Raw genomic sequence first — 12836 nt, 5'->3', positions numbered from 1 at the left:
CACGCTGCATGACTACAGGGACATTGGGCGTGAGGACAGAGCGCGAGTATGATCAGTTACTGGTCGAGCGGGTGCAGGCTGGCGACAAACGGGCATTCGATGTGCTGGTATCGAAATATCAGCGCCGCTTGATGCGTCTCGTGTCGCGTCTTGTGCATGACCCGGCGGAGGCCGAAGATGTGGTGCAGGAAACCTTTATCAAGGCGTACCGGGCGCTGCGCCATTTTCGCGGCGATGCCGCCTTCTATACCTGGCTGTATCGCATCGGCATCAATACGGCCAAGAATTATCTCGTCACGCAGGGGAGGCGCGCCGCCACGTCCAGCGATGCCGACGCCGAGCAGGCGGAGTCCTTCGATGATGGCAATAAATTGCGCGACAACAATACACCCGAATCGGTGCTGGCCAGCAAACAGATTGCGGCCACCGTCAATGCGGCCATGGATGTGCTGCCCATCGAATTGCGCACGGCCATCGTGCTGCGCGAAATCGAGGGGCTGAGCTATGAAGAAATATCGGAGATCATGGCGTGCCCCATCGGCACCGTGCGCAGCCGGATTTTTCGTGCGCGCGAAGTGATTGCGGAGAAATTGAAACCGTTGTTGGACATGCCGATTGACAAGCGCTGGTAATCTGAGGAGTATGAGGTTGGCATGGCTGCGTCCGGTTTTCGCACCGATCCTCTTGAAATGGCAGGACCCATCATGGATACGCATACACGATTGCACGAGACTATTTCCGCGCTGGCCGATGGCGAGCTGGCGGCGAGCGAACTCGAACTGGCTTTTGCCGCTCTCGATACGCCATCGGGGCGGCAAGCCTGGAATGCCTATCGCCATATCGGTGACGTGCTGCGCTCGGAGGAGTGCGGCCACGCGCTGAGTGCCCAGTTCGACGGGCGCCTGGCCAGCCGCCTGGCCGCCGAGGCGGCGCCTGAGGACCCGGTTGCCCATGCGGAGCCGGTGCTGCCCTTGTCCGCCGCCATCGTGCCGACCGGTGCGGCCGAGCCGCTGGAGGCGGGACCGCTGGCGCAGCGCTAGCGCCAGGACGGCTTTCCATCTTATGCCAGGCTTAACGCCCGCGTCACCCTCTTGACACTGGACTTCGGTACGATTGACACTGTGTGCAGGCAATATCTTGCTTTTGCGATATATTGTTGCTGCCATGCGCGCTGCCGGGTGTGGATGTCCCTGAGGTGTCGTCATTGTGGCCAAATCATGCACGCAGGCAATCGCCTGATCCGCGTTTTGATCCGTTTATATATTCGAAGAGATCCTTTCCATGAAAAAAAACATGTGTGCCGCCAGCAAGTCGTTTTCCGTGAAGACGCTTTCCGCCTTATTGTTCGGTACCGCTGGCGTGTTTCTGGCTCCCGCCATGCTGGGGCTGGCGCCGCAGGCGCAGGCCGCCGTGCCGGCTGTGAAGCTGCCTGATTTCTCGGACCTGGTCGACGCCGTCGGCCCCGCCGTCGTGAATATCCGCACCACCGAGCGCCTGAAAATGGGCGGCCCCGGCGCTGGCGCCGGTAGCCAGGACGAGCAGGAAATGCAGGAATTTCTGCGCCGCTTCTTCGGCGGCGCCATGCCGACCCCGCGCCAGCAGGCGCCGCGCGGCGGCCGCCGCGCCGTGCCGCAGGAACAGGAAGTGCAACGCGGCGTCGGTTCCGGCTTCATCATCTCGGCCGATGGCTACGTGCTGAGCAATGCCCACGTGGTCGATGGCGCCGATGAGGTCTACGTGACCCTGACGGACAAGCGCGAATTCAAGGCCAAGGTGATCGGCGCCGATGCGCGCACCGACGTGGCCCTGCTGAAAATCGAGGGCGGCAACCTGCCGCGCCTGACCATCGGCGACTCGAACAAGATCCGCGTGGGCGAGTGGGTCATCGCCATCGGCTCGCCGTTCAACCTGGAAAACACGGTGACGGCCGGCATCATTTCCGCCAAATCGCGCGATACGGGCGACTACCTGCCCCTGATCCAGAGCGACGTGGCCGTCAACCCCGGCAACTCGGGCGGTCCGCTGATCAATATGCGCGGCGAAGTGATCGGCATCAATTCGCAGATCGCCACCCTGTCCGGCGCCTACAACGGCATTTCGTTTGCCGTGCCCATCGATGAAGCCATGCGCGTGGGCGAGCAGCTGAAAAAGACGGGCAAGGTCGTGCGCGGCCGCATCGGCGTGCAGATCGGCGAGGTGAGCAAGGATGTGGCGGAATCGCTGGGCTTGCCGAACGCCAAGGGTGCGCAAGTGTCGATGGTGGAGCCGGGCGGTCCGGCCGACAAGGCGGGCATCAAGCCGGGCGACATCATCCTGAAATTCAACGGTGCGCCGATCGAGCGTTCGTCCGACCTGCCGCGCCTGGTGGGCGGCGCCGCCGTCAACGGCAAGTCCACGGTCACCGTCTGGCGCAAGGGCGCGCAGCAGGATATTCCCGTCACCGTCGTCGAGCTGGAAAGCGAGAAAACGGCGAAGAAGGGCGCCAGGGAGCCGGAAGCGCAAGCCGTCAATGCGCTGGGACTGAAGGTCAGCGACGTGCCGGCCGCGAAGAAGCAGGAATTGAAGATCGACGCCGGCGTGCTGGTCGAGGATGCCGATGGCGTGGCGGCCCTGGCCGGCCTGCAGCCTGGCGACGTGATCTTGCAATTGAATAATGTTGCCGTGAAAGATGCCAAGCAGTTCAATGCCCTGGTGGCCAAGCTCGATCCGAAGAAATCGTCGGCCGTGCTGGTGCGCCGTGGCGATACGGCGCAATTCGTTTCGCTGCGTCCGTCGGCGAAGTAAGTTGCTGATTCACCCGCATCCCGGCTCCGGCAGGGATGCCTTTCCCCTTTCTTCATGCACTTCACCCTCTATTCCCGCAGTTATTGCCATTTATGCCAGGACATGCTCGACGCCTTGCTCCTGCTGCAGCCACCTGAAAAACCGTTCACGGTGGACGTGATCGATATCGATGCCTCGCCCGATGCCACGCTGCTGGCCCGTTTCGACGAGCTGGTGCCGGTGCTGTTTGGCGACTTGGCGCAGCCCGAACTCTGTCATTATTTTCTCGACGAGGCGGCCGTGCGGCGCTGCCTGGTGTAGCTTAATTGCCAATATTGACACTGCAATGCACCATTCTGGTGCTGAAAACAGCCGAAAATGTCGGCTTGCCCCGGTGCCGGCCTCATAAGACGGGCTTTCTACTCTGAAATCCGGTAAAATGGGGAGGTCGAAAAAGCTACTGTCCGAGGCAGCAGCTTCTGTCGCTTCAAAAGCGCTCGCCTGGGCATGCAGATGTCCTGCTCGGAGCGCTTTTTTCATCATGAGTGGGGCGCCTGGTTTTGGCCCTGTTTGGCCCGGACATGATCCCCTGATTCCTGTTAAAGCAGTGTCGTCAACTTCGCACTTATATTAGTTAATGAACAACATACGCAACTTCTCCATCATCGCCCATATTGACCACGGTAAATCGACCTTGGCTGACCGCATCATTCAATTGTGCGGCGGCTTGTCCGACCGCGAGATGGAGGCGCAGGTGCTCGATTCGATGGATCTGGAGCGCGAGCGCGGCATTACCATCAAGGCGCAAACGGCGGCCCTGCACTACAAGGCGCGCGACGGCCAGATCTACAACCTGAACCTGATCGATACGCCGGGCCACGTCGACTTCAGCTATGAAGTGTCGCGCTCGCTCTCAGCGTGCGAAGGCGCGCTGCTGGTGGTGGACGCGTCGCAAGGCGTGGAAGCGCAAACGGTCGCCAACTGCTACACGGCGCTGGACCTGGGCGTGGAAGTGGTGCCCGTGCTGAACAAGATCGACTTGCCGAACGCCGACCCGCCGAACGCCATTGCCGAGATCGAAGACGTGATCGGCATCGACGCGGGCGACGCCGTGCATTGCTCGGCCAAGACGGGCCTGGGCGTGCAGGACGTGCTGGAATCCCTGATCGCCAAGGTGCCGCCGCCGAAGGGCGACCCGGATGCGCCGCTGCAGGCGCTGATCGTCGATTCCTGGTACGACTCCTATGTGGGCGTGGTCATGCTGGTGCGCGTGGTCAACGGTACTCTGAAGCCAAAGGACAAGATCCGCCTGATGGCCACCGATTCGGTGCAGCTGGTGGAAGACATCGGCGTATTTTCTCCCCGTTCGCAATCCCTGCCGCAACTCTCCGCTGGCCAGGTGGGCTTCATCATCGCCGGCATCAAGGAATTGAAAGCGGCGAAAGTGGGCGACACCGTCACCCTGGCCAATCGTCCCGCCGCCGAGCCATTGCCTGGCTTCAAGGAAGTGCAGCCGCAGGTGTTCGCCGGCCTGTTCCCCGTGGAAGCGAACCAGTACGACGCGCTGCGCGACTCGCTGGAAAAGCTGAAACTGAACGACGCGGCCCTGATGTACGAGCCGGAAGTGTCGCAGGCGCTGGGCTTCGGTTTCCGCTGCGGCTTCCTGGGCTTGCTGCACATGGAAATCGTGCAGGAGCGCCTCGAGCGCGAATTCGACATGGACCTGATCACGACGGCGCCGACCGTGGTGTATGAAGTGATCCAGCGCGATGGCAGCCTGATCAACGTCGACAACCCGTCGAAGATGCCGGACCCGTCGCGCATCGAGGAAGTGCGCGAGCCTATCGTCACCGTCAACCTGTACATGCCGCAGGAATACGTGGGTTCCGTGATTACCCTGTGCATCGCCAAGCGCGGCATCCAGATGGACATGAGCTACCACGGCCGCCAGGTCAAGCTGGTGTATGAAATGCCGATGGCCGAGATCGTGCTGGACTTCTTCGATCGCCTGAAATCGACGTCGCGCGGCTATGCCTCGATGGACTACGAGTTCAAGGAATACCGCGCGGCCGACGTGGTCAAGGTCGACATGCTGATCAACAGCGAAAAAGTCGATGCGCTGGCCATCATCGTCCACCGTTCGAACAGCCAGTACCGTGGCCGCCAGGTGGCCGCCAAGATGCGCGAACTGATCCCGCGCCAGATGTTCGACGTGGCGATCCAGGCGACCATCGGCGCGAACATCATTTCGCGCGAGAACGTGAAAGCCCTGCGCAAGAACGTGCTGGCGAAGTGCTATGGCGGCGATATCAGCCGCAAGAAGAAATTGCTGGAAAAACAAAAGGCGGGCAAGAAGCGCATGAAGCAAGTGGGTTCCGTGGAAATCCCGCAAGAAGCATTCCTGGCAATTTTACAAGTGGACGATAAATGAACCTGCAAGTGATCTTAGGAAATTTCGCTTTAATCCTGTTCGTGCTGATGGTGCTGACGGGCCTGGTCTGGTGCCTGGATGTGTTTTATCTGTCCAAGCAGCGCCGCAAGGCGGCCGACCGCGCCCTGGCCGAGTTCGATGCGCGCCAGTCCAAGCTGGCCGCCGAGGGCATCAAGTCCGATGCGGGCGGCAGCCGCGCGAGCATCGAGGCGGCCCTGTTGCGCCAGCCCACCTGGGTCGAGTATTCGGGCAGCTTCTTCCCCGTCATCGCCCTCGTGTTCTGTCTGCGCTCGTTCCTGTACGAGCCGTTCAAGATCCCGTCGAGCTCGATGGTGCCGACCTTGCTGGTCGGTGACTTGATCCTGGTCAACAAGTTCACCTATGGCATTCGTTTGCCGATCGTCAACAAGCGCATCATTGAAGTCAACGATCCGCAGCGCGGCGACGTGATGGTGTTCAAGTACCCGAAAGATATGTCGCAAGACTATATCAAGCGCGTGATCGGTGTGCCCGGTGATAAAATCACCTATGAAAACAAGCGCTTGACGGTTAACGGCAAGGAAGTGGCGTACACCCCGCTGGACGACTACCTCGATGACGAAAGCACGGTCTACCACAAGCAGCTGGAAGAAAACCTGACGGGCGTGAGCCACCGCATCCTCAACGACGAGCCCGCTCCCACGTTGAACTTGCGTGAAGTGAAGGATTTCCCGCACAAGGAAGCGTGCAACTACAACGAAGACGGTTTCACGTGTGTGGTACCAGCAGGCAATTACTTCATGATGGGCGATAACCGCGACAATAGCGCGGACAGCCGCTACTGGGGCTTCGTGCCGAACGAGAACATCGTCGGCAAGGCTTTCCTGGTGTGGATGAACTTCAGCAATCCGAAACGCGTGGGCGGCATACACTAAGCCGGCCTGGTCTGTAATGGACCGCCCCTGGCTGCCGCGCCGATTCCCCGCGCGGCGGCCAGCCGAATCAATCAGATGACACAGAAACAATAATGAATCTTCAGCTATTGCAAACCCGTTTAGGCTATACGTTCCAGGATGCTGGCCTGTTGCAGCAAGCCTTGACGCACCGTAGCCACAGCAGTTTGCATAACGAGCGGCTGGAATTCCTCGGCGACTCCATCCTCAACTGCGTGGTCGCCTCCATCCTGTACGAGCGTTTCAAGTCCATCGACGAGGGCGATCTGTCGCGCCTGCGCGCCAACCTGGTCAAGCAGCAGTCGCTGTATGAGATCGCGCAAAAGCTGGAACTGTCGCAATTCCTGCGCCTGGGCGAAGGCGAGCTGAAATCGGGCGGCTTCCGCCGTCCATCGATCCTCGCCGACACGCTGGAAGCCCTGCTGGGCGCCATCTTCCTCGACACGGGTTTCGACGCCGCCAGCACGGTGATCCGCGCGTTCTATATCCCCATCCTCGACTCGGTCGATCCGCAAACGCTGGGCAAGGATGCCAAGACCCTGCTGCAGGAGTTTTTGCAGAGCAAGAAAATTTCGCTGCCACAGTACAACGTGGTGGCCACCCACGGCGCCGCCCACAGCCAGGAATTCGAGATCGAATGCCTGGTGCCGAAATTGAATATCCAGGTTTACGGCCGTGGCGGAAGCCGCCGCGCCGGTGAGCAAGCCGCCGCCAAACTGGCGCTGGACGTGGCCGAGCAGGCACTGTTGAAGTCGCCAGCCGCCAGCCGCAAGCCCAAACCGCGCGCCGCCCAGCTCAAGCTGGCCGGCATTGCCACCATCCAGAGCGACGACGCGCAAGCCCCTGCGGCACCGGCGATCGCCGCTCACACTAAACAGAATCGACACTAGCATGACAGCCACCAAAATGCCCGACAACTTCCGCTGCGGCTATATCGCCATCGTGGGCCGCCCCAACGTGGGCAAATCGACCCTGATGAACGTGCTGATCGGCGCGAAGGTCAGCATCACTTCGCGCAAGGCGCAAACCACGCGCCACCGCATCACGGGCATCCAGACGCTGCCGGACGCGCAATTCATCTACGTCGACACGCCTGGCTTCCAGACGCGCCATTCGAACGCGCTGAACAAGACGCTGAACAAGACCGTCACGAACACGCTGATTTCCTCGGACGTCATCCTGTACGTGATCGAGGCGGGCACGTTTGGCCCGGCCGACCAGCAAGTGATGGACCTGCTGCCGAAGGAAGTGCCGTGCATCCTCGTCATCAATAAATCGGACCGCGTGAAGGACAAGGCCGTGCTGCTGCCGTTCGCGCAAAAGATCGCCGCCATGCGCGACTTTGCCGCCATCGTGCCCGTCTCGGCCAAGCTGCATTTCCAGCTGGAAGGCTTGCAGAACGAGATCAAGCGTTTCTTGCCGGAAAACCAGCCCATCTTTGGCCCGGACGACATCACGGACCGCAGCGAAAAATTCCTCGCCTCGGAAATCGTGCGCGAAAAACTGTTCCGCTTCGTCGGCGACGAACTGCCGTACACGAGCACCGTGCTGATCGAGAAATTCGAGCAGGAAGGCGATCTGCGCCGCGTGTTCGCCGCCATCCTGGTCGAGCGCGATACGCATAAATCCATGATTATCGGCAACAAGGGCGCGCGCCTGAAGGAAGTCTCCACCCAGGCCCGCCTGGACATGGAAAAGCTGTTCGGCGGCCCCGTGTACCTGGAAATCTGGGTCAAGGTCAAGTCGGGCTGGGCCGACAACGAGGCGGGCTTGCGCGCCTACGGCTACGAGTAATCCGCAACCTGGGGGCGACGCTACACGCATGAGCACCACCACGCCAGCGCAGCGCGATCCTGCGCCAGCTTCATCTGCTGCATCTGCTGCATCTGCACCCGTCCCCGCGCCGGCGGCCATCGCGCCGCCGGCCGCACCTTCCGCAGCGCCTGCGTCGGCGCCTCCACGGCGCAGCCGTCCGCCCGCGCGCGACGGCCGCATCACGGGCCAGCCCGCCTTCGTGCTGCACAGCTACCCGCATAAAGAAACCAGCCTCATCGTCGACGTGTTTACGCGCGAGTACGGCCGCATCGCGCTCGTCGCCAAGGGCGCCAAGCGGCCCCATTCGCAGTTGCGCGGCGTGCTGCAGACGTTTCAGCCGCTGCAGGCGGGCTGGACGGGGAAGTCCGAGCTGCGCATCCTGACGGGCGCGGAATGGGTGGGCGGCATGTTGCCGCTGGAAAAGACCGCCCTGCTGTGCGGTTTCTATCTGAACGAATTGCTGGTGAGACTGCTGGCGCGCGACGACCCGCATCCCGTCCTGTTCGACCATTACGTTGCCACCTTGAATCAACTGGCGCACAATGAGCCGCCGCCCATCGTACTGCGCAAGTTCGAGCGCGCGCTGCTCAAGGAAACGGGCGTGGCGGCCGACCTGACGCGCTGCACGGGCACGCGCCAGGCCGTCGAAGCGGGGCAGGTGTACGTGGTCGACCCGGAGCGGGGGCCGCGCCCGGCGCGCGCCGCCGACGCCTGGCCCAAGATCACGGGCAAGACCCTGCTCGACATGGAGCGCGAAGATTATCTCGATGTGGCCACGCAGGCGCAAAGCAAGCTGCTGATGCGCTTTTTGCTGGCCCATCAACTGGGGGGCGCCACCTTGAACACGCGCCAGATACTGATCGATTTAATGCAGCTGTAGCGGTTGCGCTACGGCACTTTACGGATACCATCACTATGAGCTTTTTGCAGCCTGCCGGCCCCGTCATCGACCTGGGCGTCAATATCGACCACGTGGCCACCTTGCGCAATGCGCGCGGCACCGCGTATCCGGACCCGGTCCGCGCTGCCCTGCTGGCCGAACAGGCGGGTGCCGACGCCATCACCCTGCATCTGCGCGAAGACCGCCGCCACATCAAGGATGCGGACGTGATCGCCATCGCGCCGCAATTGCTCACGCGCATGAATTTGGAAGCGGCCGTGACGCAGGAAATGCTCGACTTCGCCTGCCGCATCCGCCCGGCGGACGTGTGCCTGGTGCCGGAAAAACGCACGGAAGTGACCACCGAGGGCGGTCTGGACGTGGTGCGCTACTTCAAGGAAGTGCAGGCGGCCGTGAAGCAATTGCAAGGCGAGGGCATCCGCGTGAGCCTGTTCATCGATGCGGACGAGCAGCAGATCGCCGCCGCCGCCGAACTCGGTGCGCCCGTGATCGAACTGCACACGGGGCGCTATGCCGATACGGCAGGCGCGGAACAGCAGGCCGAGCTGGAGCGCATCAAGGCGGGCGTGCTGTTCGGCGTCGGGCGCGGCCTGAAGGTCAACGCGGGTCACGGCTTGCATTACACCAATGTGCAAGCGATTGCCGCCATTCCCGATATCGCCGAACTGAACATCGGCCATGCCATCGTCGCGCATGCCGTGTTTGTCGGCTGGGAAAATGCCGTGCGCGAAATGAAGGCCATCATGGTGGCCACGCGCCTCGGCCACCGGGCTTGATCATAGATAGCAAGGAGGCGGCATGATCTACGGCATCGGCACCGATATCTGCAAGATTCCCCGCATCGAGGCGGCCCTGGCGCGCCATGGCGAGCGTTTCGCCAGAAAAATACTGGGGCCGCAGGAGCTGGAGAAATTCCGCGCCCGCAGCGCCAAGAATGCCGTGCGCGGCGTGCGCTTCCTGGCCACCCGCTTTGCGGCCAAGGAGGCGTTTTCCAAGGCCATCGGCCTGGGCTTGCGCATGCCGATGACCTGGCCCGCCGCGCAGATGCTGAACCACCCCAGCGGCAAGCCGATGATCGTCTGCAGCGGCGTGCTGGCGGACTTCATGGCGCAACATCGGCTGAGCGCGCAAGTGACCATCAGCGATGAAGAAGAATATGCGGTCGCGTTCGTGATCGTGGAACAGGCAGTGCAAGAATGAGCCAGCAATGACCGAAGCAATACCCGACCTCAATTCCACGGAAACGCCGCCCGACCCGCGCGCGCAGGTGCTGGCCACCGTCGCCAAGCTGCCGAACCTGCCCGGCGTGTACCGCTATTTCGATGCCGCCGACAAGGTGTTGTACGTCGGCAAGGCGCGCGACCTGAAAAAGCGCGTGTCCAGCTATTTCCAGAAAAACCTGGCCAGTCCCCGCATCGCCATGATGGTCGAGCGCATCGCGCGCCTGGAAACGACGGTCACGCACAGCGAGGCGGAAGCGCTGATCCTGGAAAACAACCTGATCAAGGCGCTGCAGCCGCGCTACAACATCCTGTTCCGCGATGATAAATCGTATCCGTATCTGAAAATCACGAATGGCGATGCGCCGCGCATGGTGTATTACCGGGGCGCTGTGGACAAGAAAAACCAGTATTTCGGGCCGTTTCCCAGTTCCTGGGCCGTCAAGGAATCGATGCAGATCCTGCAAAAGGTGTTCCTGATCCGCACCTGCGAGGACAGCGTCTACGCGAACCGCACGCGGCCCTGCCTGCTGCACCAGATCGGCCGCTGCAGCGCGCCCTGCGTGGACCTGATCAGCAAGGAAGACTATAAAAACGACGTGGAAAACGCGGCGCGCTTCCTGCGCGGGCGCCAGAGCGAAGTGCTGGCCGACCTGGAAAAGAAGATGCACGCGTTTGCCGCCGAGCTGAAATTCGAGCAGGCCGTGGTGGTGCGCAACCAGATCGCTTCGCTGTCGCGCGTGCTGCACCAGCAGAGCATGGAAACGACGGGCGACGCCGACGTCGACATCATCGCCGTGCTGGTCCAGGGCGGACGCGCCTGCGTCAACCTGGCCATGGTGCGCGGCGGGCGCCACCTGGGCGACCGCGCGTATTTCCCCAGCCAGCTCAGCGATGCGGCGGCGATTGCCGAAGAAGCCATCGAGGTGGAAGTGCTGGCCGCCTTCCTGGCCCAGCACTACACGGAGAAATTCATCCCCGGCACCCTGATCCTGAACATCGAATTCGACCAGCCGGCCCTGATGGTGGCGCTGATGGAACAGTGCGGCCACCGCATCAACCTGATCTTCCAGCCGCAGGGACAGCGCCGCCAGTGGCTGGAAATGGCGCAAAAGGGCGCCGGGATTTCGCTGGCGCGCCTGCTGTCCGAGCAGGGCTCGCAGCAGTCGCGCACGCGCGCGCTGGCCGAGGCGCTGCGCCTGGAAACGGAAGACCTCGACAGCCTGCGCGTCGAGTGTTTCGACATCAGTCACACGCAGGGCGAGGCGACGCAGGCCTCGTGCGTGGTGTTCCACCACCACGCCATGCAGAACGGCGAATACCGGCGCTACAACATCAACGACATCACGCCCGGCGACGATTATGCGGCCATGCGCCAGGTCTTGATGCGCCGCTATGAAAAGGTGGCGAATGGCGACGGCGTGATGCCCGACGTGGTCCTGATCGACGGTGGCAAGGGCCAGATCGAAATGGCGCGCCAGGTGTTCGCCGAGCTGGGACTCGATATCAGCTTGATTGTCGGCGTAGCCAAGGGGGAAGGGCGCAAGGTGGGCCTGGAAACCCTGCTGTTCGTCGATGGCCGCGCGGCGCAGGAACTGGGCAAGGAATCGGCGGCGCTGATGCTGATCGCGCAGATCCGCGACGAGGCGCACCGCTTCGCCATCACGGGCATGCGCGCCAAGCGGGCCAAGACGCGCCAGACCTCGCGCCTGGAGGAGATCGAAGGCATCGGCGCCAAGCGCCGCCAGAAACTGCTGTCGCGCTTTGGCGGCTTGCGCGGCGTGGTCGACGCCAGCGTCGAGGACCTGATGTCGGTGGAGGGAATTTCCACGCAGCTGGCGGAAGAGATTTACCGCCAATTGCACTGATGGCGGCGTGGCCTGGTCCGGCGCTGCCGCAACCGGACTAGGCTAATGTTGCCGGGCCATGTAGACTAGTGGCGCTTTCTTCACGCTTTCTTCATGCTCAATTTACCCGTCGGCCGATTGCTCTCTTATGCCTTTTAATATTCCCATCCTTTTGACCTGGCTGCGCGTGGCCCTGATACCGCTCGTCGTCGGCGTGTTTTACCTGCCGCCGTCGATGCTGCTGCATGGCGACCAGAACCTGGTTGCCACCCTGGTCTTCATCGTTGCGGCCGTGACCGACTGGTTCGATGGTTTTCTTGCGCGGCGCTGGAACCAGACGTCGGCCTTCGGTGCCTTCCTCGACCCCGTGGCCGACAAGCTGATGGTGGCGGGCGCCTTGCTGGTGCTGGTGCAGCTGGACCGGGTCAATGCCGTGCTGGCCTTCATCATCATCGGCCGCGAAATCACCATTTCCGCCTTGCGCGAATGGATGGCGCAGATCGGCGCGTCGAAATCGGTGGCCGTCAGCTCGATTGGCAAGATCAAGACGGCCGCGCAAATGACGGCCATTCCCCTGCTGCTGTACCACGAAGTGATCTTCGGCGCGATCGACACCCATGTGTGGGGCGAGAAGCTGCTGTGGATCGCCTGCGTGCTGACAGTGTGGTCGATGTTCTATTACTTGCGCCTGGCATGGCCCTTGATCAAGGAAAAGGCCGGCAACCTCCATTAATTGCACAGGGATTAGGCAGTCGACGGCTTTCTTCGGAATATTTTGCAAAAGACCAGATATTGCCCGTTGACAGCCCCTGTAATCCCTCTATAATGCTGGCCTGTTGTTGATGACGCGGGAGTAGCTCAGTTGGTAGAGCGCAACCTTGCCAAGGTTGAGGTCGAGAGTTCGAGACTCTTCTCCCGCTCCAGTTT

13 protein-coding genes and 1 tRNA gene are annotated in these 12836 nt (G+C 61.9%); all 14 read left to right on the top strand.

Annotated features, from left to right (window positions below):
• The first annotated feature begins 8 nt into the window (after positions 1 to 8).
• Positions 9 to 632: an RNA polymerase sigma factor RpoE gene (gene rpoE / locus AC07VH_RS08965; RefSeq protein ID WP_070223871.1), complete on the top strand. Its 624-nt coding sequence runs from the start codon at positions 9 to 11 to the stop codon at positions 630 to 632.
• 72 nt (positions 633 to 704) lie between these two features.
• Entirely contained in the window at positions 705 to 1040 is a 336-nt protein-coding gene (locus AC07VH_RS08960) for an RseA family anti-sigma factor (RefSeq protein ID WP_475415301.1), read from the top strand.
• Between the two features lie 241 nt (positions 1041 to 1281).
• On the top strand, positions 1282 to 2784 hold the full coding sequence (locus AC07VH_RS08955) for a DegQ family serine endoprotease (protein ID WP_494787262.1): 1503 nt from the start codon (positions 1282 to 1284) through the stop codon (positions 2782 to 2784).
• Between the two features lie 54 nt (positions 2785 to 2838).
• The gene (locus AC07VH_RS08950) at positions 2839 to 3084 is read left to right on the top strand and encodes a glutaredoxin family protein (RefSeq protein ID WP_475415303.1); all 246 of its coding nucleotides are present in this window, start codon (positions 2839 to 2841) and stop codon (positions 3082 to 3084) included.
• A 316-nt stretch (positions 3085 to 3400) separates the two neighbouring features.
• A complete protein-coding gene (gene lepA, locus AC07VH_RS08945; RefSeq protein WP_475415304.1) occupies positions 3401 to 5194 on the top strand; it encodes a translation elongation factor 4 in 1794 nt (597 codons plus the stop codon).
• Positions 5191 to 6108 carry a signal peptidase I gene (gene lepB / locus AC07VH_RS08940; RefSeq protein ID WP_494787261.1) on the top strand — a complete coding sequence of 306 codons (918 nt, stop codon included), beginning with the start codon at positions 5191 to 5193 and terminating at the stop codon, positions 6106 to 6108. The genes lepA and lepB overlap by 4 nt, the downstream gene beginning before the upstream one ends.
• A gap of 92 nt (positions 6109 to 6200) precedes the next feature.
• Entirely contained in the window at positions 6201 to 7016 is an 816-nt protein-coding gene (rnc, locus tag AC07VH_RS08935) for a ribonuclease III (protein ID WP_034749615.1), read from the top strand.
• A 1-nt stretch (position 7017) separates the two neighbouring features.
• Positions 7018 to 7920 (top strand): GTPase Era, encoded by a 903-nt coding sequence (gene era, locus AC07VH_RS08930; protein ID WP_076566641.1) that lies wholly within the window; start codon positions 7018 to 7020, stop codon positions 7918 to 7920.
• A gap of 28 nt (positions 7921 to 7948) precedes the next feature.
• On the top strand, positions 7949 to 8821 hold the full coding sequence (gene recO / locus AC07VH_RS08925) for a DNA repair protein RecO (RefSeq protein WP_494787260.1): 873 nt from the start codon (positions 7949 to 7951) through the stop codon (positions 8819 to 8821).
• 35 nt (positions 8822 to 8856) lie between these two features.
• On the top strand, positions 8857 to 9618 hold the full coding sequence (gene pdxJ / locus AC07VH_RS08920; RefSeq protein ID WP_475415306.1) for a pyridoxine 5'-phosphate synthase: 762 nt from the start codon (positions 8857 to 8859) through the stop codon (positions 9616 to 9618).
• Positions 9619 to 9640: 22 nt separating this feature from the next.
• Entirely contained in the window at positions 9641 to 10042 is a 402-nt protein-coding gene (acpS, locus tag AC07VH_RS08915; protein WP_489630419.1) for a holo-ACP synthase, read from the top strand.
• Between the two features lie 7 nt (positions 10043 to 10049).
• On the top strand, positions 10050 to 11930 hold the full coding sequence (gene uvrC / locus AC07VH_RS08910) for an excinuclease ABC subunit UvrC (RefSeq protein WP_475415308.1): 1881 nt from the start codon (positions 10050 to 10052) through the stop codon (positions 11928 to 11930).
• A 127-nt stretch (positions 11931 to 12057) separates the two neighbouring features.
• Positions 12058 to 12642 (top strand): CDP-diacylglycerol--glycerol-3-phosphate 3-phosphatidyltransferase, encoded by a 585-nt coding sequence (gene pgsA, locus AC07VH_RS08905; RefSeq protein WP_034749601.1) that lies wholly within the window; start codon positions 12058 to 12060, stop codon positions 12640 to 12642.
• 114 nt (positions 12643 to 12756) lie between these two features.
• Positions 12757 to 12832 (top strand) — tRNA-Gly (locus AC07VH_RS08900).
• Positions 12833 to 12836 lie beyond the last annotated feature (4 nt).

This window comes from Janthinobacterium sp. GW821-FHT03C10, from assembly GCF_059420865.1.
This window is presented reverse-complemented; position numbering and strand designations above follow the sequence as displayed.